21 protein-coding genes and 1 tRNA gene are annotated in these 23831 nt (G+C 35.5%); 19 read left to right on the top strand and 3 right to left on the bottom strand.

The window, feature by feature from the left end; genetic code table 11:
* Window positions 1-94 precede the first annotated feature (94 nt).
* Window positions 95-1261, bottom strand: a complete 1167-nt coding sequence (locus tag E0W73_RS12615; protein ID WP_135222435.1) for an MFS transporter — start codon at window positions 1259-1261, stop codon at window positions 95-97.
* A gap of 102 nt (window positions 1262-1363) precedes the next feature.
* On the opposite strand from E0W73_RS12615, the gene E0W73_RS12610 reads away from it, so the two are divergent.
* The 7 genes from E0W73_RS12610 to E0W73_RS12580 all read left to right on the top strand — a co-directional run bounded on the left by E0W73_RS12610 (window position 1364) and on the right by E0W73_RS12580 (window position 9811).
* Window positions 1364-2197 carry an AraC family transcriptional regulator gene (locus tag E0W73_RS12610; protein WP_135222434.1) on the top strand — a complete coding sequence of 278 codons (834 nt, stop codon included), beginning with the start codon at window positions 1364-1366 and terminating at the stop codon, window positions 2195-2197.
* 72 nt (window positions 2198-2269) lie between these two features.
* On the top strand, window positions 2270-2650 hold the full coding sequence (locus E0W73_RS12605) for a hypothetical protein (protein ID WP_135222433.1): 381 nt from the start codon (window positions 2270-2272) through the stop codon (window positions 2648-2650).
* Between the two features lie 103 nt (window positions 2651-2753).
* Entirely contained in the window at window positions 2754-3284 is a 531-nt protein-coding gene (locus tag E0W73_RS12600; protein ID WP_135222432.1) for a DUF3347 domain-containing protein, read from the top strand.
* A gap of 3 nt (window positions 3285-3287) precedes the next feature.
* Window positions 3288-3848 (top strand): helix-turn-helix domain-containing protein, encoded by a 561-nt coding sequence (locus tag E0W73_RS12595; protein ID WP_135222431.1) that lies wholly within the window; start codon window positions 3288-3290, stop codon window positions 3846-3848.
* Between the two features lie 601 nt (window positions 3849-4449).
* Entirely contained in the window at window positions 4450-6975 is a 2526-nt protein-coding gene (locus tag E0W73_RS12590; RefSeq protein WP_135222430.1) for a heavy metal translocating P-type ATPase, read from the top strand.
* 2 nt (window positions 6976-6977) lie between these two features.
* Complete coding sequence (locus tag E0W73_RS12585) at window positions 6978-9218, top strand: multicopper oxidase family protein (RefSeq protein ID WP_135222548.1); 2241 nt, start codon at window positions 6978-6980, stop codon at window positions 9216-9218.
* Between the two features lie 392 nt (window positions 9219-9610).
* On the top strand, window positions 9611-9811 hold the full coding sequence (locus E0W73_RS12580) for a hypothetical protein (RefSeq protein WP_135222429.1): 201 nt from the start codon (window positions 9611-9613) through the stop codon (window positions 9809-9811).
* 130 nt (window positions 9812-9941) lie between these two features.
* On the opposite strand, the gene E0W73_RS12575 is transcribed toward E0W73_RS12580, so the two are convergent.
* A complete protein-coding gene (locus E0W73_RS12575; protein ID WP_135222428.1) occupies window positions 9942-10394 on the bottom strand; it encodes a DUF4442 domain-containing protein in 453 nt (150 codons plus the stop codon).
* Window positions 10395-10649: 255 nt separating this feature from the next.
* Between E0W73_RS12575 and E0W73_RS12570 the strand changes: the two genes are divergently transcribed.
* The 5 genes from E0W73_RS12570 to E0W73_RS12550 all read left to right on the top strand — a co-directional run bounded on the left by E0W73_RS12570 (window position 10650) and on the right by E0W73_RS12550 (window position 14985).
* A complete protein-coding gene (locus E0W73_RS12570) occupies window positions 10650-11105 on the top strand; it encodes a DUF4870 domain-containing protein (protein ID WP_135222427.1) in 456 nt (151 codons plus the stop codon).
* 136 nt (window positions 11106-11241) lie between these two features.
* Window positions 11242-11574, top strand: coding sequence for a PadR family transcriptional regulator (locus tag E0W73_RS12565; protein WP_017498072.1), 333 nt, complete (start codon window positions 11242-11244; stop codon window positions 11572-11574).
* 3 nt (window positions 11575-11577) lie between these two features.
* Complete coding sequence (locus E0W73_RS12560; protein WP_135222426.1) at window positions 11578-13320, top strand: PspC domain-containing protein; 1743 nt, start codon at window positions 11578-11580, stop codon at window positions 13318-13320.
* 11 nt (window positions 13321-13331) lie between these two features.
* Window positions 13332-14066 (top strand): head GIN domain-containing protein, encoded by a 735-nt coding sequence (locus tag E0W73_RS12555; RefSeq protein WP_135222425.1) that lies wholly within the window; start codon window positions 13332-13334, stop codon window positions 14064-14066.
* 85 nt (window positions 14067-14151) lie between these two features.
* A complete protein-coding gene (locus E0W73_RS12550; RefSeq protein ID WP_244248483.1) occupies window positions 14152-14985 on the top strand; it encodes a GIN domain-containing protein in 834 nt (277 codons plus the stop codon).
* A 162-nt stretch (window positions 14986-15147) separates the two neighbouring features.
* Here E0W73_RS12550 and trxB read toward each other — a convergent pair whose 3' ends face one another.
* Window positions 15148-16095: a thioredoxin-disulfide reductase gene (gene trxB / locus E0W73_RS12545; protein ID WP_135222423.1), complete on the bottom strand. Its 948-nt coding sequence runs from the start codon at window positions 16093-16095 to the stop codon at window positions 15148-15150.
* Between the two features lie 151 nt (window positions 16096-16246).
* Here trxB and E0W73_RS12540 point away from each other — a divergent pair.
* From E0W73_RS12540 to dapB, 7 genes are all read left to right on the top strand, one after another.
* Window positions 16247-16321 (top strand) — tRNA-Pro (locus E0W73_RS12540).
* A 625-nt stretch (window positions 16322-16946) separates the two neighbouring features.
* Window positions 16947-19394: a DUF2339 domain-containing protein gene (locus tag E0W73_RS12535; RefSeq protein ID WP_135222547.1), complete on the top strand. Its 2448-nt coding sequence runs from the start codon at window positions 16947-16949 to the stop codon at window positions 19392-19394.
* Entirely contained in the window at window positions 19381-20607 is a 1227-nt protein-coding gene (locus E0W73_RS12530) for a DUF3999 family protein (RefSeq protein WP_135222422.1), read from the top strand. The genes E0W73_RS12535 and E0W73_RS12530 overlap by 14 nt, the downstream gene beginning before the upstream one ends.
* 217 nt (window positions 20608-20824) lie before the next feature.
* The gene (locus E0W73_RS12525; protein WP_135222421.1) at window positions 20825-21592 is read left to right on the top strand and encodes a ParA family protein; all 768 of its coding nucleotides are present in this window, start codon (window positions 20825-20827) and stop codon (window positions 21590-21592) included.
* A 5-nt stretch (window positions 21593-21597) separates the two neighbouring features.
* Window positions 21598-22500 carry a ParB/RepB/Spo0J family partition protein gene (locus tag E0W73_RS12520; RefSeq protein WP_135222420.1) on the top strand — a complete coding sequence of 301 codons (903 nt, stop codon included), beginning with the start codon at window positions 21598-21600 and terminating at the stop codon, window positions 22498-22500.
* Window positions 22500-23060: a DUF5683 domain-containing protein gene (locus tag E0W73_RS12515; RefSeq protein WP_135222419.1), complete on the top strand. Its 561-nt coding sequence runs from the start codon at window positions 22500-22502 to the stop codon at window positions 23058-23060. Before E0W73_RS12520 ends, E0W73_RS12515 begins: the two co-directional genes overlap by 1 nt.
* Window positions 23061-23099: 39 nt before the next feature.
* Window positions 23100-23801 carry a 4-hydroxy-tetrahydrodipicolinate reductase gene (gene dapB, locus E0W73_RS12510; protein WP_135222418.1) on the top strand — a complete coding sequence of 234 codons (702 nt, stop codon included), beginning with the start codon at window positions 23100-23102 and terminating at the stop codon, window positions 23799-23801.
* Window positions 23802-23831 lie beyond the last annotated feature (30 nt).

Here is a 23831-nt window from a genome sequence, read left to right as displayed (position 1 = left end):
CTAAAACAGAAGTCTCATTATAAAGACATGATTAAGATGCCCAATAAAAAAGCCCTTAAACAAAAGTTAAGGGCTCCTCAAAAAGTGTTTTTTTTTAAACAGTCTTCAGCTGTAAGTTCTTATTATGAAGTTTCATTAAAATTAAGGTAATAATCATTCCGATCACAGACATTGCCACGCCAACCAAATTTGGAGAAGCATAATTAAATCCAGCCGTGAGAGGAAGTCCTCCTAAAAAAGCACCAAGAGCATTGCCGATATTAAAACTTCCCTGAAGCGAGGCAGAAGCAATCATCTCCGCCCCTGTTGCCGTACGGATCATCAGCATCTGGATTGGCGCAATTACCGAAAATGCGATAGCTCCCGTTAAAAAAGTAAGAAACAATGAAACGTACTGATTAAATGAAAAGAAATAAACCAGAATCAAATCTACAGACATTATTAGCAGCAAAGCCAGTGTTGTGGGAGCTGGCGAGAAACGGTCTGCGAGTTTTCCTCCAGCAAAATTTCCAACCACCATTCCGAATCCGGCTAAAATAAGAATAGTCGATACGTCTTCTGGAGCAAACTTTGAAACATTTATCAGTAAAGGAGCAATGTAACTGATCCAAGCAAACAAGCCACCAAAACCAATGGCTGTGATTCCAATAATCAGCCAAGCTTCTGTTTTCTTAAAAAACAACAGCTGCGTCTTCATGTTGACGCTTTCGCCTTTTTCAAGATTAGGCATCCAGAAATAAATTGCCAATAACGTAAGCGCACCAACAAGAGCAATAATTACAAAAGTATAACGCCAGATAAAATGATGACCAATATAAGTACCAATCGGAACACCAATCAAATTGGCTATTGTTAATCCGGCAAACATTATGGAGATTGCCTGCGCCTCTTTTCCTTTGTCGGCCAAACGGCTCGCTACTACAGCACCAACACCAAAGAAGGCTCCGTGCGGAAGTCCTGAAAGAAATCTTGAGGCAAACAGAAAATTATAATCTGGAGCGATGATCGACAATGCATTAAAAACTGTCAACATTAAGGCCAAAATCAGCAGCATCTTTTTAGGTGCATAATTTCTTCCGATTATAACCAGCAACGGTGCTCCAATAACAACCCCAAGCGCATAAGCAGAGATTAAATATCCTGCAGTGGGAATCGAAACTTTCATATCTGAGGCAATGTCAGGCAAAAGGCCCATCATTACAAATTCTGTAATTCCAATAGTTAGCCCTCCTAATGAGAGCGCAATAAGACTTTTTTTCATTTGATTAATTTAGAAAGGAATAAATTTTCTACGTTGCAAATTTAAAACCCCTATAGCCGAAATAAATTGTACATTTACGATATAAATTTGTAAAAATAGGTTATGCCGAAGCTGAATCAATTCAAAACACTAATGCTAGATGAATTTGAAGAGGAAAAATTTCATCTGCCTCCGCATTCGCACACCTATTATGAAATCATATACATAAAAAAGGGAAGCGGTATTCATCACATCAATAACAATTTGCTTCATTATAAAGCGGGTGATTTATTTGTGATTTCGCCAGACGATAAACATTATTTTGACATAAAGAAAAGTACACGTTTTATCTTCATCAAATTCACTGACAATTATTTCAATTCCAAACAAAACCTGACCTGTGATGAGTTCCTGATTCACACTCCAGAAAATTTTATGCGGGATAAAATCTTAAAAGAAACGGTTCTGAAATTTGACGAACCCTGCAAAACGATTCTTAGAAACACTGTCGAGAATATTACAAAATACGACCAATATATTGATGTTGCCAATTCGCCTATCGTTTTTTACCAAATTCTTTCCATTTTCGGTCTGATAAAAGAAACTATTCGATGCATGAACCTGCAGATGACTTCTGCCCATATTGATAATGAACAAATTGCAAATTACATTCATCAGAATATTTACCAGCCAAAACAGATTCAAATAAAAGTAATTGCAGCACATTTTAATATTGCTCAAACGTATTTCAGTGCTTATTTCAAAAGGACTTTCGCCATCAGTTATAGAGATTACATCCATAATTTGAGAACAACTTTGATTGAGAAAAGGTTTCAAAACAATCAATTGCCAATTAAGCAGATTGCTTATGAATTTGGTTTTACAGACGAAAGCCATTTGACGAACTATTTCAAAAAGAAGAGAAATATGAAACCAACTGATTTTAAAAAGCTTTAGTTATTGAAATCCTAAAAGAGCATTCTGCCTGAATATTTTTATCTAAATTTGTACAACAAACAAGTTTTCCTTTTGACCAAGAAAATCTACATACTATCATTTTTAATAACGATTGGCTTCTTTCTGATTCCGACGTATGGATATTCATGTGGAAGGCAATCTGAAAAAATTTCACACAAAAAAGAAATCAATACAGACAAAAAAGAAAAAGATTGCTGTACAAAAAGCTGCTGCAAGGAGACTTCAAAATCAAAAAAGAAAAAACACAATTGCGACGGAAAATGTAGTCACAGCAACTGTACAAACTCATCATTTCAGTTGAATGTTCCAGCTTTAACTGATTTTACTTTTCAAAACAACTTTAATTTCTCTATAGAAAAATCAATCAATTATTACAACGAAGCCAATATTTCTGCTGGTTTCACTACTATATGGTCACCGCCTAAAATATGATTTCTATTCTGTAACAGCCATCAGTGGGTGCTGTTGCATACTTTCATATTCAATAAAAATTAATCTAAAAGGGAACGTTTTCCTTTTGTAAAAACAAATAAAAATGAAAAATCACATTACAGCTATTTTAGCGGCAATCGCAATATTATCTTCTGCAAACACTATTACAGCAAACGGAATTAAGACACAAACCACTACAGAAAACATTCTAGTGGCTAGCGAATTACAATCTGTTTTTGATAATTATTTTGGAGTAAAAGATGCTTTAATTAAAAGTGACGCTAAATCTGCTTCGGCAAAAGCGGCCACTTTACTTACAGCGATCAACGCAGTAAAAATGGACAAACTTAAAAGCAACGAACATACAGTTTGGATGAAAGTAGTTAAAAAATTGACTGCAGATGCAAAAGCCATTTCATCAAATACAGATATCAAGAAACAGCGCGAATCTTTTAAATCGTTATCTAAAAACACTTACGATTTGATGAAAGTCTCAAATCCAGATCAGGCAGTTTACAAACAATATTGCCCAATGGCCGATGCTGATTGGCTAAGCAAAGAAAAAGCGGTTAAAAATCCATACTATGGCTCTTCTATGCTGACTTGCGGAAATGTGGTTGAAACCATCAAATAAAGAATGAAGCTTTATATCAAAAATATGGTATGCAGCCGATGCAAAATGGTCGTGAAGTCTGAGTTTGAAAAACTCGGACTTCCGACTATTTCTGTCGAGCTCGGCGAAGTGGAATTAGAAAATGAAATAACCGAAAACCAGAAAGAGACACTACTTCAAAATTTGCAGGATTTGGGTTTTGACTTATTAGATGATAAAAAAAGCAAAACAATAGAGAAGATTAAAAATCTGATTGTCGACTTGGTTCATCATAAAAACAATGAGTTAAAAACCAATCTATCTGATTATTTGGTAGAAAATCTAAATCAAGATTACAATTCCCTGAGCAATTTGTTTTCTGAAATTGAAAATACTACGATTGAAAAATATTTCATTAGCCAGAAAATTGAAAAAGTAAAAGAGTTATTGATATACAATGAGCTTTCCTTGAGCGAAATTGCGGATATTCTAAACTACAGCAATGTGGCGCATTTAAGCAATCAATTCAAGAAAATTACAGGCTTTACTCCTACTTCTTTTAAACAATCAAAAGATAAAAAACGAATTCAGATTGAGAATATATAGTTTCTGATTTAACCGATAAGTTTTTTTAGCCACAGATTATAGGGATTAAAAGGATTTTAAAAATCTGCATAATCTTTTTAATCTGTGGCTAACTTTTATATAAGCTGATATAAAAATAAATCGGCTTAATCTGCATAATTTAAATCTGCGTGACAAAAAACTTTGCGCCTTCAAGACTTTGCGAGAAATAATATATGCTGTACTATTTGTTTCACGCAGATTTAAAATGATTTAAGCAGATTCGGCAGATATTTTTTAGGTCATGAAAATTAAATCTGCCGGAGTTTCAATATATGTGTACCCAAGGCTGAAACCTTGCGCTATGTTAAAAATCCCTCGCAAAAACACAAAGTTTTTTTATCCAGAGTAAATTGAATATCTAAAAAGAGTATGTTCTCGCAGATTATGCAGATTGAGCAGATTTATTTTTATATCAGCTTAAATTATTTTTAATCTGAGCGAAATAAAAAAATTTGCGACTTCAAGACTTTGCGAGAATAATTCAACTCTTTTAGTAAATCTTACAAATCATTCTCAAAATTTTACAAACCGAAGTAAACCTTAGTTCGGAAATTTGCATTGTAAACCAAAAAACAAAGCAATGAAACATCACTATATAATTTCTGGAATGTCATGCAACGGATGCCGAACCAAAGTTGAAAATACTTTGAATGAAATTGAGGGAATTCAAGCTGCAGTAAATCTAAATCCGGGAGAAGCGACCATTACGATGGAAAAACATGTCACAACCGAAAAACTTCAAGAAGCTTTATCGGCTGTTGGCAACTACACTATTGAAATGAAAACCGCAGAAAACTCAGGCGAAAATGCTATAAAATCCTGCTGTTCATCCAAAAAAGACCATTCACATCACAATCACGCCAAAGAAAATAGCATGCCACATAATGCAACAGGAGTGTTTTACTGCCCTATGCATTGCGAAGGAGATAAGACCTACGATAAATTTGGCGACTGTCCGGTATGCGGTATGGATCTAGTGCCTCAAGTCGCTATCAGCCATACACAGTTTACCTGTCCCATGCATCCGGAAATTATTTCAAACGAACCTGGAGATTGCCCAATTTGCGGTATGGATCTCGTTGCGATGCAAGCTTCAGAAGAAGACAACAAAAGTTATACAGATTTATTGAAAAAGATGAAAATCGCCGTATTGTTTACGCTTCCGATTTTTATTATTTCAATGTCAGAAATGATTCCGAATAATCCTTTATACAATATAATGTCGGTTGAAAAATGGAATTGGGTACAGTTTCTGTTTTCAATTCCAGTATTGTTTTATGCTGGATGGATGTTTTTTGTTCGCGCTTATAAATCTATTGCAACGTTGAATTTAAACATGTTTACTCTTATCGGAATCGGAACCAGTGTCGCTTTCCTATTTAGTATCGCCGGAATGTTTTTCCCTGATATTTTTCCAGCAGAATTCAAGTCGCATCACGGAACCATTCATTTGTATTTTGAAGCGGCAACGGTCATCATCACGTTGGTTATCCTCGGACAGTTACTAGAAGCTAAAGCACATGGACAAACCAATGGCGCTATCAAGGAATTATTGAAATTAGCTCCAACCGAAGCAACTTTAGTCGAAAACGGAACTGATAAAACAATTTCAATTCATAACATAAAAAAAGGAGATCTATTACGTGTAAAACCGGGAGAAAAAATTCCAGTAGACGGAAAAATTACTGCCGGAGAAAGCCATATCGACGAATCGATGATTACAGGAGAACCTATTCCTGTTGATAAAAAAGTGGGAGATTCTGTAATTTCAGGAACCATCAACGGAACCAGATCGTTTGTAATGAAAGCCGAAAAAGTGGGTTCAGAAACTATGCTTTCGCAGATTATCCAAATGGTGAATGATGCCAGCCGTTCGAGAGCTCCGATCCAGAAACTAGCCGATAAAGTAGCCAAATATTTTGTTCCTACTGTTGTTTTAATCTCAATTCTGACATTTTTTCTTTGGGCGAAATTTGGTCCAGAACCTTCTTATATATATGGTTTGATTAATGCAATTGCTGTTTTAATCATTGCCTGCCCTTGTGCTTTAGGATTAGCAACACCAATGTCGGTTATGGTTGGAGTTGGAAAAGGAGCGCAACATGGAGTTCTGATAAAAAATGCCGAAGCTCTCGAAAACATGAACAAAATAGATGTTCTGATTACCGACAAAACCGGAACGATTACGGAAGGAAAACCATCTGTAGAAAAAATATATGCCCTTAATAATAACGAAGATTTGCTGCTTCAACTTATTGCTTCGTTAAATCAGCATAGCGAACATCCTTTGGCGAAAGCAGTTGTTCATTTCGCGAAAGCAAAAAACAGTTCGCTAAAAGAAGTTCACGGTTTTGAAACTATTGCAGGAAAAGGAGTTCTTGGAATTATCGAAAATAAAAAAGTGGCGCTCGGAAATAAAAAACTAATGAATGAAATCGGTGTTTCTATCAATCAAGATTTAGAAAACAAGGTAACAGCCGAACAAAATCTAGGAAAAACTATTTCTTATATTTCTATTGAAAAAGAAATTATGGGTTTTGTAGCCATTACTGATGCTATTAAACAAAACAGTGCAAAAGCCATAGAAGAATTAATCAATCAAGGCGTGGAAGTAATCATGCTAACGGGCGATAATCATAATACAGCAAAAGCCGTTGCCGATCATTTGCATTTAAGTTCTTTTAAAGCCGATTGTCTCCCAGAAGATAAATTAAAAGAAATCGAACGCCTGCAAGCCGAAGGTAAAATCGTAGCCATGGCGGGAGACGGAATTAACGATGCTCCTGCTCTTGCAAAGTCAAACATCGGAATTGCGATGGGAACCGGAACAGACGTCGCCATTGAAAGCGCCAAAATTACACTCGTAAAAGGAGATTTAAACGGAATAGTAAAAGCCAAAAACCTCAGCCACGCCGTAATGTCAAACATCAAACAAAATCTGTTTTTTGCCTTTATCTACAATACGTTAGGAGTGCCAATTGCGGCAGGAATTTTATATCCTATATTCGGAATTTTGCTTTCGCCAATGCTAGCCGCCTTGGCCATGAGCCTCAGTTCTGTATCTGTAATCGTAAATGCGTTGCGACTTAGAAATCTAAAATTGTAATGATGAAACTCAAATATATTATTTTACTCTTTTTTGCCACAATATCGCTACATGCCCAAAAAGTTGTTCGATACGATTTATATGTGCGTGATACCATTGTCAATTTTTCGGGAAAAGAAAAAAGAGCTATAGCGGTTAATGGCCAAATTCCGATGCCGACCCTAACTTTTACCGAAGGAGATATTGCCGAAATTTATGTGCATAACGAATTAAAAAATGAAGATACAGCAATGCACTGGCACGGGTTATTCCTTCCTAATAAAGAAGATGGTGTTCCCTATTTAACCCAAATGCCAATAAAACCAGGAACTACTTATAAATATTCTTTTCCAATTATTCAAAACGGAACGTATTGGTATCACAGCCATTCCGGTCTACAAGAACAGATTGGCTTATACGGACTTTTTATCATCAACAAAAAGAAAGACGACCCTACGATTCGAAAAGGAATTGATGATTTACCTACTATTCCAGTTATTCTCAGCGAATGGTCGGAGTTAAAACCTGAAAATATTCAGCGAATGCTGCACAATGCCAATGATTGGTTTGCCATTAAAAAAGGAACAACGCAAAGTTATGCCGAAGCCATCAAAAAAGGTCATTTTTCGACCAAAATCACCAACGAATGGAAACGAATGAACGCCATGGACGTAAGCGATGTCTACTATGAAAAGTTTCACATTAATGGCAAAAACGAGCAACAGTTCTCTGATTTTAAGCCCGGTTCAAAAGTGCGTTTAAGAATTGCCAACGGAGGTGCTTCCAGTTATTTCTGGCTGACGTATGGCGGCGGAAAAATTACGGTTGTTGCCGGTGATGGAAATGATGTTGAGCCTGTAGAAGTCGACCGTTTGATAATTGCCGTTTCTGAAACTTATGATGTTGTGGTAACCCTTCCAGAAGACAATAAATCTTTTGCTTTTCTGGCTACAGCCGAAGACAGAACAGGATTTACGTCATTATTTTTAGGCGAAGGCGAAAAACAGCCGATCCGTCATCTTTCGAAATTAAAATATTTTGAAGGAATGAAAATGATGAACGACATGATGAAAATGAACGGCGAAATGAACGACATGGGCATGAATATGTCTTGGAACAAAATGGATATGAATGCCGTTATGTATCCAGAAATTTCTGGTGAAGACGAAAATACAAAACCCGCAATGGATCATTCCAATCATGATATGGAAGAAATGAAAATGGAAAGTGACAGCACCCAAACAGCCGAAATCGTCACGCTCAATTACGGAATGCTAAAATCGCCGTTTAAAACTAATCTTCCTAAAGATGCGCCCGTTAAAGAACTGCGTTTTGAATTATCTGGAAACATGAACCGATATGTTTGGAGTTTAGACAACAAAGTGGTTTCTGAAACTGATAAAATCTTAATCAAAAAAGGAGAAATTGTTCGTATCACATTATATAACGGTTCGATGATGCGCCATCCGATGCATTTGCACGGTCACGATTTCAGGCTTTTGAATGACCAAGGCGATTACTCACCGATGAAAAACGTCATCGATATTATGCCGATGGAAACCGATACCATCGAATTTGAAGCAAATGCAGATGGTGACTGGTTTTTTCACTGCCATATTTTATACCATATGATGGCGGGAATGGGACGTATTTTTAGTTATGAAAATTCAGCTCCAAATCCGTTGATTCATCATCCAGAAATGGCTTATAAAATGCTCAAAATGGATGACCGTATGTTTCATTTTATGGCAGAAAATGATTTTGCTTCTAACGGAAACGACGGTGAAGCGATGTACAGCAATACCAGATGGAGCATTGGAACCGAATGGAGATTGGGTTACAACGACAAACATGGTTATGAAACCGAAACGCATATCGGTAGATATATTGGTAAAAATCAATGGCTGATGCCGTTTATTGGTTTCGACTGGAGATACAGAAAAATGGGAATGGACGAGCAGGAACAAAATCTGTTCGGACAAAAAAACACCAAAGACAATCGTTCGGTTTTTAGCGCTGGACTTGAGTATACTTTGCCAATGCTTGTCAAAGCTCAGGTTGAAGTTTATACCGATGGAAATGTGCGTCTTCAGTTTGAGCGAAAAGACATTCCGCTTTCAAGACGTTTAAGGATGAATCTAATGTGGAATACCGACAAAGAATATATGGCTGGTCTGAAATACATTGTGGCCCGAAACTTTGGCATCACTACACATTACGACAGCGACATGGGAATTGGTTTTGGGTTGAATTTGAATTATTGATTTTTCTTAACTACTAACTCGCTGGGTGAAATTATTTTCAACACATAGAAACATAGTTTAACTAAACTTAAAAAAGGCGTTTCACTAGTCTAAATGCACATAGTTTAGCTATGTGTGGAAACTTGTTTCTTCCATTTTCTTTTTTCGGCACAAAAAACTATGCTTCTATGTGTTAAAATGCTTTTATTTTTTAATTACACCCAACGGGTTAACTACTAAAATCCTTTAATCCCGATAGCTATTGTGAGCTTGAAATCCTTTTGCTTATAAATTTTTGACGCAGATTCATATAGATTAAATCAGAAAGCGGCAAACATTGCGAATGATGACTTCTATTTTTACAAAAACATTAACAACCAACCTATTCTTACAAGAATAAAATCCCATTATATTTGATTCATCAAAAACAACAATCTCAACCCTTAAAAAAACAAAAAATGACTAAAGTAATTACTTTCCTTACCGTGGCTTTATTTACAATTGGTGTTAACGCACAGGATATAAAAACGGCTAAAAAAGACAAAGCTAAAAAAGAGGCTTGCTGCAAAAAAATAAGCAAAAAAGATAAAAAAGCTTGTTGTGCTAAAAAGTAAGAATAAATCATAAACTAAAAAGGCTCCGAAATTATTCGAAGCCTATTTTTATGTTTTTTCTCCACACATTTCACTAGCTACTTTGCATTTCAATTTGTGCTAATTCGTGGAATTCGTGGCATACAACACCCTATTTCACCCGAATACTCCATTCAAAATCCATTTCAGAAACCTGAACACCTTCTTCATTGGTTCCGATAGATTTCATCCAAAAAGTCTGTCCCTCGCCTGTTTCAATAGTTTTTTTGATGGCATCGGCAATTACATGTCCGTCATTGCAGACAAAAGTGATTCGGCCAGTTGCTTTTTTAGTGAAATTTCCTTTATTATTGGCAACCAACATCGATATTTTTCTTCCGCTTTCCTGAATTTGAGAAATCACTAAAGCACCGGTCGTCAACTCTGCCGCCATTGCCTGAACCGCAAAATACATCGAATTAAACGGATTTTGATTAATCCATCTGTGTTTGACTGTAACCGTGCAACTGGTCTCGTTTATTGCTTTTACACGCACACCACATAGGAATGCCGAAGGCAGTTTGAAAAAGACGAATTTATTGAATTTTGATACCGAAAGTGCCATATGCTTTTTATTTTTTAGTAAAAATACAAAAAAACTATGCACGCACAATAAATATTTTTTTAACAGATACAAGCCCAGTAAAATCGAGTATTCTTTATGATTTTCAACATTTTAAACCTTCCTTTAACAAAAGTAATTTGTTAATTTTTTGTTAATATTTGGTACTATGCAAAACAAGATACTGTTTTTTAGACATATATTTGCATAAGAAATTACTATATACTTTTAATCATGGAAACATCAACACCACTCATCATGGAAAAAACATCAGAAAAGAACACTGCGGCGTTCACACATTTAAGTACATTAAGTCAGTACATTATTCCGTTTGGGAATTATATTTTTCCGATCATCATTTGGACAAGCTATAAGGAAAAATCTGAATTTGTCAATCACCACGGAAAACAGACTTTAAATTTTCAGTTAAGCTTATTGCTGTACACTCTGATTTTGGCATTAATCGCAATTCCGATTTTTATTTCGGTATTTTTTCAGAACCTTCCGCTGCAGGCAATTATCAATGACGAAGATTTTATAATCAGAAATTTTAATCTCGATGGCAGCATTGGCCTTTTAAGTGTAGGAATTACGGCTGTTCTGCTTTTCGGATTGTTGAAATTTGTTGAGTTCTTTTTAGTGATTTATGCTTCAATAAAAGCATCAACCGGAGAATATTACAAATATCCGCTTACGATTCCTTTTATAAAGTAATCCTTAAAAAGGTTAAAAGTTATACGTTATACGGGTTAATTCTTAAAGAATAAATTCGAAACAATCATCAATCATCAATCAAATCATCATCAATCAAAAAACGAATTGTTCAATCAAAAAAAAACAAAATGAAATTATGAACATTGAAAACACAAAAGCACAGATGCGCAAAGGTGTTCTTGAGTTTTGCATCTTATCTGTTCTAAAAGAAAAAGATGCCTACACATCAGAAATATTAGACACTTTAAAAAACGCAAAATTACTAGTTGTTGAGGGAACTGTATATCCGTTATTAACTAGGCTGAAAAACGACGGCTTGCTAAATTATCGCTGGGAAGAATCTACTTCTGGACCGCCGAGAAAATATTATGGATTAACCGAAATAGGACAAACATTTTTAAACGAACTTAGCGGCACCTGGACAGAATTATCTGATGCCGTAAAACTAATCACCAATCAAAATCAATAAGTCATGAACAAAACAGTAAATATTAACTTAGGCGGTATGTCTTTTCACATTGATGAAGATGCGTACTTAAAACTTACACGATATTTTGACGCCATAAAAAGATCTCTTAGCAACTCATCTGGTCAGGATGAAATCTTAAAAGATATCGAAATGCGCTTTTCTGAATTATTAACAGAAAAACAAAAAAGCGAAAAACATGTTGTGGGACTGAAAGACATTGACGAAGTGATTGCGGTTATGGGACAGCCCGAGGATTATAGAATTGATGACGAAGAAACGACAAATCAGTCTTATAATGATTTTGCAACCAGAAAACATAAAAAATTATACCGTGACAAAGAAAAAGGTATGATTGGCGGGGTTGCAACTGGTTTGGGGCACTATTTCGGAATTGATGCGGTATGGATTAAAATCGTATTCTTGATCTTTGTTTTTGCAGGTTTCGGAACTGGAATATTGGCCTATTTTGTTCTTTGGATCGTAACTCCTGAAGCTGTTACTACTTCTGAGAAACTAGAAATGACTGGTGAGCCAGTTACCATTTCGAACATCGAAAAAAAAGTTCGCGAGGAAATCGACTCCTTGTCTGAAAAATTCAAAAATGCAGACTATGACAAAATGGGAAACCAGGTAAAGTCTGGTGCTGAGAGAATCGGCAGCTCATTTGGAGATTTTATAATGACTCTTTTTAAAATATTTGCAAAATTCCTAGGAGTTATTTTGATCATGTCTGGACTTGCAACTTTAATCATGTTATTAATTGGAGTTTTTACTTTAGGCACTAATCTTTTTATTGATTTTCCGTGGCAGAATTTTATCGAAGCGGGTTATTTTACAGAATATCCGATTTGGTCGTTTGGTTTGTTAATGCTTTTTGCAATCGGAATACCATTTTTCTTCTTAACTCTTTTAGGATTTAAATTGTTGTCTCCAAATCTAAAGTCAATTGGAAACATTACCAAATATACACTGCTAGCTGTTTGGATTATTGCCATTGCAATACTAATCAGTATCGGAATCAAGCAGGCGACTGAGGTTTCGTATGACAACAAAACGGTAGAGAAAAAATCAATTGCCATTACGCCAAAAGATACGTTATTTGTAAAATTCAGATACAGCGACTATTACGCAAAAAGCCTAAATCAGCACAGAGAATTTAAGTTTGTTCAGGATTCTGCCGGAAACGATGTAATTTATTCAACAAATGTACGCATACATGTCCTTCGCACAGATGAGACAGCGCCATACTTACAGATCGAGAAAAGTGCCAGAGGTAATTCGTTTACCAACGCAAAAAAAAGAGCAGAAAAAATTGATTTTAAGTATCAGATAACAGGAAATCAGTTAATTTTGGATAATTATTTTCTGACAGATGTTAAAAACAAATTCAGAGGCCAAGAGGTAGACATTTATTTGTATTTGCCAGAAGGACAATTATTTAAACCAGATGCTTCTGTAAAAGATTATGATGCTTCTGAAAATGATTTCTTTAACCTGCACTTCAGCGGTGATTATAACTATAAAGTACAAGGTTCAAAAATCAGATGTTTAAATTGCCCTTCAGATGAAAATGAATATCATGATACTGAGTACAATGAAGAATACGAGAACGAAATACATACAGTTGAAAACGATACCGTAAAAGAAGTTTTTATAAAAATAAACGGGAAAGAAGTTTTAAACGGTAAAAAAACTAAAGGAAGACTAACCACAGATAAAAACGGAGTTATAATCAAAATCAACTAACAACCAAAGCCATGATAAAAATAATCATTCAGATTACAAAGTTTATTATTGTTACAATTACTGCTCTATTATTTGCATCTTGCAATTACAACTTCAACGCTATAGAAGGAAGCGGTAATGTGACAACAGAAAAAAGAATTGTTCACGGCGACTTCAAAAATGTTAAGGTGAGCAATGCAATAGATGTGGTCATAGAACAATCAGATTCTACAGAAATTACAGTTGAAGCAGATGATAATCTTCAAAATGAAATTATTACGAAAGTAGAAAACGGAACACTTAAAATTGAATGCAAATTCAGTTCATTCAGAAATATTACAATGAAAAAGGTAACCGTTAAAATGCCTATTATCGACAAACTAGAGGCTTCAAGCGCTTCGACCATTACGACTAAAAACCTTATCACTGGAGAAAACATCAGCCTTGAAACTTCAAGTGCCGCAACAATGGATGTCGATATAGAATCTGATAATATTTCTTTAGAATCGTCAAGCGGAAGTTCTATAAGCGCCGAAGGAAAAGCTTTAAGAATAAAATCGTCTGCATCGAGCGGCGCCAATATCAATGCCGACAAATTGCTTGCAAATGATGTAGATGCACATGCGTCTAGCGGCGGAAGCGTTAATGTACATGCCATTGTAAGCCTGAAAGCAGAAGCTTCTAGCGGTGGTAGCATTAACTACAGCGGCTCTCCTAAAACGGTAGAAAAATCTGCAAAATCTGGAGGAAGCGTCGGTATTAACTAAAGCAATTTATCTGTTAAATATAAACGAAATCATTCACCAAAAGTGGATGATTTTTTTATATTTGCCCAAATCAAATCTAGAATTAATGAAAAAAAGTACAGCGCTGCTCCTATTACTATTTGTTACAACATTTACTTTTGCCCAAAAAAGAGAGAAAATTAAAGGTTCTAAAATTGTAACAACTTCTATCAAAGAAGTCGGAGCATTTGATGCCATTGAAGTTGATGACAATTTAGAAGTTTATTTAGAACGCGGAGAGAAAAACGAAATCAAGATTGAAGCTGATGACAATCTGCACGACATCATTGGAATGGATTTGAGAGAAAAAACGCTTCGTCTTTATACCAACAAAGAATCTTCCATTTATAAAAAACTGGCTGTACGCGTTACCTACACCAGCACTTTAAACAAAGTTATTACCAAAAACGAGGCTATCGTTTATGCTATTCAGGAACTTCAATTGGACAACATAACTTTTAATTGTGTTGATTATTCGAAATTGTTTCTCAACGCAAATGCAAAAAAGTTTAGCTTAATCGCTGATGATAAAACCAAAACAGAATTGAATCTAAAAACAGAAGACGGAAGTCTGCAGCTGAGCAAAAATTCTTCTATAAAAACACTGGTTTCGGCTATTAAGTTCAAATGCGATTTGTATCAAAAAGCGACTGCTGCCATTGAAGGAATTGCGGAAAAAGCTACTATCCGCTTAGATAATAATTCGGTTTTCACCGGAACAAAATTTACTTTGAAAGATGCTAATGTAACTGCAGAAAATTCTTCGACTGGAACCATTTTTGCAGAACTTACGCTTTCAATCGCTGTTGGTGATAAATCGGAAATCTCAATCTTCGGAAATCCTAAAATCGAATTGACTCGTTTCTCTGAGGAAGCAAAGTTGTTTAAGAAACTTAAATAAGCTTTTTTGTTTCAGGTTTCAGGTTTAAAGTTTCAGGTTGACAAACCAAAACTTATATAAAAGAAAAATCCCAGTTCAATGCTTGAAACTGGGATTTTTTATTTGATTTTTTTTGGTTTTCCAATAGCTTGAAACAAAAGAAAACCTGAAACTTGAAACTAATTATTCTTTAGATGCTAAATATCTCTCAGCATCCAATGCTGCCATACATCCAGTACCTGCAGCAGTAATAGCCTGACGATACACATGGTCAGCTGCATCTCCCGCTACAAAAACACCTGGTACGTTTGTATAAGATGTTCCTGGAGTATTTACGATATAACCCGTTTCGTCAAGCGTGATATAATCTTTGAAGATATCAGTGTTTGGTTTGTGACCAATAGCCACGAAGAAACCTGTAGCTGGAATTTCGATTGTTTCTCCAGTTGTTTTGTTCAATGCCTTAATAGCATGTACTACATTGTTATCTCCTAAAACTTCTACAGTATCGTGATTCATTAAAATCTCGATATTTTCAGTTTTGCGAACACGTTCTTCCATAATTTTAGAAGCTCTGAATTTTTCGCTTCTAACCAACATCGTAACTTTTTTGCAAAGTTTAGACAAATAGTGTGCTTCTTCACAAGCAGAATCTCCAGCTCCAACAATTACAACATCTTGGTTTCTATAAAAGAATCCGTCGCAAACTGCGCAAGCAGAAACTCCTCCACCCATATTTAAATAATGCTGTTCTGATGGCAATCCTAAATATTTTGCAGATGCGCCTGTAGAAATAATAACCGTTTCACAATGCAGTTCGATTGAATCATTGATCCAAACTTTATGAAGATCTCCAGAAAAATCGACTTTTGTAGCCCATCCGTCACGGATATCAGCTCCAAAACGTTTTGCTTGTTCTTGTAATTGTATCATCATTTCCGGTCCTGTCACTCCATCAACATATCCCGGAAAATTTTCTACTTCATTTGTAGTCGTCAATTGTCCGCCAGGTTGCATTCCCTGATATAAAACCGGATTCATATTTGCTCTGGCTGCATAAATCGCCGCAGTATAACCCGCAGGACCAGAGCCTATAATAAGACATTTAATTTTTTCAATTGTATCTGACATAATATAGTATTGTTTTGTGATGCAAATGTAAGCTTAATTATAAAAAATTCACCCGAAAATAAATCCGAAATAACTATCTGTAAATAACTTTTATTTATTTTTCGATTTTCCTTTTGTAAACAAAATTTATTTATATCTTTGCATCCGCTTTCGGGGTGTAGCGTAGCCCGGTTATCGCGCCTGCTTTGGGAGCAGGAGGCCGCAGGTTCGAATCCTGCCACCCCGACAAAAGTCTTTTCAATTCTGGAAAGACTTTTTTTTTGCTTCAAAATAACGAACGCTCATAGCGTCCCATTTGAATCTGGAAGGACGGTAGGTGCCAATCCTGCCACCCCGACAAAAGTCTTTTCAATTCTGGAAAGACTTTTTTTTGCTTCAAAATAACGAACGCTCATCGCGTCCCGATTTGAATCGGGAAAGACGGCAGGTTCCAATCCTGCCACCCCGACAAAAGTCTTTTCAATTCTGGAAAGACTTTTTTTTTTGCTTCAAAATAACGAACGCTCATCGCGTCCCGATTTGGATCGGGAAGGCCGCAGGTTCTCCCGAAAACTTTCGGGACTGCCACCCCGACAAAAGTCTTTTCAATTCTGGAAAGACTTTTTTTTTGCTTCAAAATAACGAACGCTCATCGCGTCCCGATGTGAAGGATCAATACGAAATGTTGTGGAGCGAGAACTCTGCAACACCAACAAAAGCCACTTCAAAAAAGATTTTTTTTGCGGCATATGTTATTTCTTCAAAATACAATTCAAACACCCTTCTTATTAATCAGAAAAAAGCCAAAAAAGAGCTTTCCTGTTAAAATGTTATTATATTTACAACGTCTTAAAACTATTACTCATTCTATTATGGAAGGATTTTTACTAGCCGTACTTATTTGTTTATTAATTTATGTGATCAACACTATCAAAAAACGTTTCGACGTTTTGGAAAACGACATTCATAAGCTTAGTACTAAAATAGAGAATCTTAAAACGCTAGAGCATCCAACAGAGAAAATCATCAAAAAAACTGTTGCTCCACCTCCTACTATAATTCATGAAGAAGAAATTAAATCTGATAAACAGGAAGAAATCGTAATTTCTCCAACGCCAATAATAAAAGAAGAAATACCGGAAATAAACAAGAAACCGATATTCTCCTTAGATCCTCTTGACAAAACTTCTCAACCAATACCAGAGTCAAAACCTTATATTCCGCCAGTTCCAGAAAAAACATTCTGGGAAAAATTCAAAGAACAAAACCCAGATCTGGAAAAATTTATTGGTGAAAACCTGATCAACAAAATCGGAATTCTAATTCTAGTTTTAGGAATCAGCTATTTCGTAAAATATGCTATCGATAAAGATTGGATTAACGAACCGGCACGAGTTGGAATCGGAATTTTAGCTGGCGCATTAGTGATGGGCGTTGCTCATAAACTACGCAAAAGTTATGCAGCCTTCAGTTCTGTAATTGTAGCAGGAGCCATTGCAATATTTTACTTTACAATCGGAATTGCTTTTCATGATTATCACTTATTCAACCAAAGCGTAGCTTTTAGCATAATGGTAATCATTACTGCTTTTAGCGCCTTGATTTCTTTGTCTTATAACCGAATAGAATTAGCAGTACTTTCTCTTATCGGCGGATTTGCGGTTCCGTTTATGGTGAGTACTGGCGAAGGAAATTATGTCGTTTTGCTTACTTATATCGGAATACTTAATATAGGGATACTCGCGTTGGCTTATTACAAAAAGTGGAATCTTGTAAATCTGCTTTCGTACATTTTTACAGTTTTATTGTACGGAGGCTGGCTTTTTCGAGAACTACAATCGGCTAAACCTCATTATCTGGGAGCATTTGTTTTCGGATTTGTATTTTATTTAATTTTTATTCTAATGAATATCGTCAACAACATTAGAACAAAAGGAGAATTTTCTAATGTCCAGTTGACAATCTTAGCGAGCAATACTTTTTTGTTTTATGCCTCCGGGATGTCGATATTAAACATTTATCATCCAGAATTGAGAGGATTATTTACTGCATCAATTGCTTTACTCAATTTGATATATGCTTGGTTCCTTTATAAAAAGTTTGGTTTGGACAAAAAAGCTATATATCTCCTTATTGGCTTAACGCTTACCTTTGTCACGCTTGCCGTTCCAATTCAGTTTGAAGGAAATTACATTACGCTCTTTTGGGCTGCAGAAGCAGTTTTATTGCTTTGGCTTTCGCAGAAATCAAAAATCAGCAGTTATCGTTTTGGATCTGTAATTGTAAACTGCCTCATGATTATCAGTCTAATTATGGACTGGAATAAATATTACAACCTAGAAGGCGTTGCTAACATCATTCTGAATCCAATTTTTACAACTGGCGCCTTTGCTACTGCATCGCTTTTTGCTGTGTGGTTTTTACTAAAAAACGAAACCGAAACTACCGAATTGTTAGAATTACGATTCAATCCTGAAAAATACAGGAACTTCATTCTCTGTTTAGCCTTTGTGATTGGTTATCTCACCGGAATCTTCGAAGTGACCTATCAGGCCAATAATGCTATCGAAAATGCGAGTTCAGCAGCATCGCTTCCTGTTCTTTTTCATTTACTGTTTACCGCATTATTGGCGAGATATTTCTCAAAAACGAAAACCGAGAACGGATTCAAGACAGCTTCAATTATTGCAGTGACCAACATCTTATTATTTGCTTTCTGGTTTTCGCATTATGCCTTTGAAGAAAATATGGACATTGCCCTTTCAGGCAAGGCACAACCAATCGCATTCTACCTACACTATATTCACTTATTCTTGATAATTTATTTTGGATATTTATTCTATAAAATAAATTCCGAAAAACCTGCCTTTCCTGCTTTCGCAAAAAAAGCTTTTTCATGGTCAGCCGCATTTATTGTCATTTATATAGCCAGTACAGAATTAATGCTTCACGGGCTGAAATTCCTGAACCTACCTATAAATCAAAACAATGAGATGACTGCTTATGATAATTTGATGATTGCCAGAACCAAAATCGTTAAAACGGGTTATCCGATTCTTTGGGGAATATTAGCTTTTGTTTTTTTGATTATCGGAATAAAAAAACAAATCAAAACACTGCGTATCATTGCGCTTTCATTATTAGGCTTAACCGTATTAAAACTATTTTTGTATGACATCAGCAATATTTCTGAAACAGGAAAAATAATTTCTTTTATACTTTTAGGAATTCTGGTTCTGATCATTTCATTTGTATACCAGAAAATCAAAGTCTTAGTAATAGACGAAACAAAACCAACAGAAACCGATGAAGCTCAATAATTATTTATTCTTACTACTTTGTTTCCATTTAACTTTTGGACAATATCACACTAGTGGAAAACTAAAAAAAGTTGCTGCAAGTGGTTTTCATGAAATTGTTTTATCACCAGAAATTAGATCCTATTCTAAGCATGATTTAAGCGACATCCGAATTTTTGACTCTAAAGGAAAAGAAGTCCCTTATTTTATTCAAAATAATAAAGCAATTTTTTCAAATCTTTTTCAGGAATATACTATAATCTCCAAGAAAGCTACCCCAAAGAAAAGTACTTCCATCATTATAGAAGTGGCGTCTGCTAAACAAAACAATCAGATTTCTCTGTTTATCGCCAATTCAAATTCAGAAAAAAAATACACCATTTCAGGAAGTAACGACCAAAAAGAATGGTTCGGAATATCAGATATGCAGATCTTAACGGAACTAAATAGTAATTCAGAACCTACGGTCGTCAAAACTATTTCATACCCTCTCAGTAATTATAAATTCTTAAAAATTGATTTTGACGATCAAAAAACACTTCCTTTAAACATCCTTAAAGCGGGAACTTTCGTTACTAGTATTCAATCAGATAAATTGGCAGAAGTAGTTCCGAAACAGTCATATGCGAAAGAAAATCTGGATGACAAAACAACCGAAATTCATTTTCTTTTTGACACACCGCAAGTGATTAATCAAATCGTTTTTAAAATTTCGCAACCCAATTATTACGACCGAAAAGCCATTCTTTATAAAAAATCAAAAAAAACGGTAAAACGTAAAACTGTTTTATACGACGAAGAAATTGTTTCGTTTAATTTAAATTCGCGTACAAAAAACACTTTTAACTTTTCTGAAATTTACGAAAAAGAGTTCTTTGTAAAAATCGAAAATTATGACAATCCGCCCTTAAAAATCAATTCTGTAAAGTATTACCAAAAACCGATATCCCTTATAGCCGATTTGAGCGCAGACGAAAGCTACACAATTAAAACCGGCCAAAAAAATCTGAATGCACCTGAATACGATCTTTCAAGTTTTAAAAACAGCGTGCCAACTGTTCTTCCTCAAACTTCGATTTATGATATCCAGCAAAAAAAAGATGTCAAAAACACAATCCGTCAAACATCGTTTTGGCAACAATCTTGGTTCATGTGGGTTTGTATTGTTTTAGGCGGGTTAACTATTTTGTATTTCACAATGACTTTAGTTCGTGATTTAAAAGCAAAACAATAGCCAAAACACAGCATTGATCATTAAAATTTACAGCCTACAAGTAAAAAAAACAATTGTTGCAGAAAGAAATTCCGTTAATAATTCGCTTAAAAGAAAAATTAAAAATCTGTCAAGCACCATGAAACCACGATAAAGCAAAGTTTCATAAATGTTAACAAAATAGATTTTCAAAAACCATAAATAATTGTATTTTTACGGTTCAAAATTCAGAAAATAAATGGGCAAAATCATTGCTATTGCTAATCAAAAAGGAGGCGTTGGAAAGACTACTACATCAGTAAATCTTGCAGCCGCATTAGGTGTTTTAGAAAAAAAGGTATTATTGATCGATGCCGATCCTCAAGCCAATGCCACATCTGGTCTTGGAATTGATGTAGAAACAGTTGAAACTGGGACTTATCAAATTCTTGAGCATACTGTAACACCAAAGGAAGCCATTTTAAAATGTACAGCTCCAAACGTAGATGTGATACCTGCTCACATTGACCTTGTTGCGATCGAAATTGAATTGGTTGACAAAGAAAACCGTGAGTATATGCTTAAAGCGGCATTGGAAGAGGCAAAAAAAGAATATGATTACATCATTATCGACTGCGCTCCATCTCTTGGCTTGTTAACCCTGAACGCTTTAACAGCTTCAGATTCAGTAGTTATCCCGATTCAATGTGAATATTTTGCACTTGAAGGATTAGGAAAATTATTGAACACCATTAAGAGTATTCAAAAAATACACAACCCAGACCTTGACATCGAAGGCTTATTGTTGACCATGTACGATTCAAGATTACGTTTATCAAATCAAGTAGTTGAAGAAGTTCAAAAACACTTTAACGACATGGTTTTTGATACTGTTATTCAGCGAAATGTAAAATTAAGCGAGGCTCCAAGTTTTGGTGAAAGCATTATTAATTACGACGCTACAAGTAAAGGTGCTGTTAATTACATTCATTTAGCACAGGAAATTATAAAGAAAAACAGCAAATAGTTTTTATGACAAAAGCAATTAAAAAACAAGCCTTAGGAAGAGGATTATCAGCATTATTAAAAGATCCGGAAAACGATATCTCATCAGTAGAAGACAAAAATGCTGACAAGGTCGTTGGAAACATTATTGAGCTTGAAATAAGTGCTATCGAAATAAATCCGTTTCAGCCAAGGAGCAATTTTAATGAAGAATCATTACGAGAATTAGCCACTTCTATCAAAGAACTTGGTGTAATTCAACCTATTACTGTTCGTAAATTAGATTTCAACAAATACCAGTTAATCTCGGGAGAGCGTCGTCTTCGCGCTTCTACTCTAGTAGGATTAACAACAGTCCCAGCCTATATTCGTATTGCTAATGACAATGAGTCATTGGTAATGGCCTTGGTAGAGAACATTCAACGTCATGATTTAGATCCTATTGAGATCGCCCTTTCATACCAACGTTTGATTGATGAAATTCAGTTAACGCAAGAACAAATGAGTGAACGAGTTGGTAAAAAACGTTCTACCATTTCCAACTATTTACGTCTTTTAAAACTAGATCCGATTATTCAGACTGGTATTCGAGACGGTTTTATCAGCATGGGACATGGTCGTGCAATTATCAACATTGAAGATTTAGACGTTCAGACTGATATTTACCAAAAAATTGTAAGCCAAAACCTTTCTGTTCGTGAAACAGAAGCCTTGGTGAAGAATTACCACGAAGGAGTGCCAGCAAAAGCAGAAGGAAAACCAAAAGCAGACGCAGCATTTGTGGTACGAGAAACACAAAAAAATACTTTTAATGATTATTTCGGCTCAAAAGTAGACATCAAAGTAGCAGGCAACGGAAAAGGCAAAATTACAATTCCGTTTAATTCAGAAGCCGACTTTAACCGAATTATAAAATTAATAAACGGATAGTGAATAAAATTGTCCCCATCGGTCTATTGTTCTTTTTAGCAGGAACCGTTTCTCTTTTTGCCCAGGTAAAAAAAGACACGGTTTTGGTCGTAAAAGACACTACTGCATTAGAAGAAATAGATCCGCTAACACCAGCAAAAGCAGCTTTTTATTCGGCTATTTTACCAGGTCTAGGTCAGGCATACAACAAAAAATACTGGAAAATACCGTTAGTTTATGGAGCAATCGGTACCAGTTTGTATTTCTATATTGACAATAACAAAAAGTACCACCAATATAGAGATGCCTACAAACGTAGACTAGAAGGCTACAATGACGACAACTACCAATTTCTGGACGACAACAGACTTATTGCCGGGCAGAAATTCTACCAAAGAAACAGAGATTTATCAGCCTTGTTTGTAGTGGGATTCTATGTCTTAAATATTATCGACGCCAATGTAGATGCCGCTTTAATACAGTTTAATGTAAACGAAAGGCTGTCTATGCGTCCCGAAATTTATCCCAACGATGTAACATTTAAACCAAACGTTGGACTAACCTTTAATTATAAGTTTTAATAGACAATTCTCTATTAAATAAATCAAATAAAAATCATAATGAAAATTGCGCTTTTAGGATACGGAAAAATGGGTAAAGTAATTGAAAGAATTGCTTTAGAAAGAGGTCACGAAATTGTTTTGAGAAAAGACGAATTTAACACTTACGACGGGTTATCAACTGCCGATGTCGCTATTGATTTCAGTGTCCCTACTGCAGCTGTATCCAATATTTCTGCTTGTTTTAACTCTGGAGTTCCTGTGGTCTCTGGAACAACTGGCTGGCTGGAACATTACGACGAAATGCTTGCTTTGTGCAGCGAAAAAAAAGGCGGATTTATCTCGAGCTCTAACTTTAGCTTAGGTGTAAACATCTTTTTTGGACTAAATGAATATCTTGCAAAAATCATGAGCCAGTTTGAGTCCTACAAAGTTTCAATGGAGGAAATTCACCATATCCATAAACTTGATGCACCAAGCGGAACTGCGATTTCATTGGCACAAGGCGTTATCCAGAACAGCAATTATGATGAATGGACTCTAGAAGAGGCTCAAAACAATCAGATTCATATCGAAGCAAAACGAATTGGTGAAGTTCCAGGCACACATACAGTCAACTACGACTCACCTATCGACAGCATCGAAATAAAACACACTGCTCATAATCGTGAAGGCTTTGCGCTTGGCGCCGTTATTGCTGCCGAGTGGCTTGCAGGAAAACAGGGAGTTTTTACTATGAAAGATGTTTTAAACTTACAATAAAAAAATAAACTTTAAGGTTTTTCTAAAATC

Source organism: Flavobacterium foetidum (genome assembly GCF_004634245.1).
GTDB classification, from domain to species: Bacteria; Bacteroidota; Bacteroidia; order Flavobacteriales; family Flavobacteriaceae; genus Flavobacterium; species Flavobacterium foetidum.
This window is presented reverse-complemented; position numbering and strand designations above follow the sequence as displayed.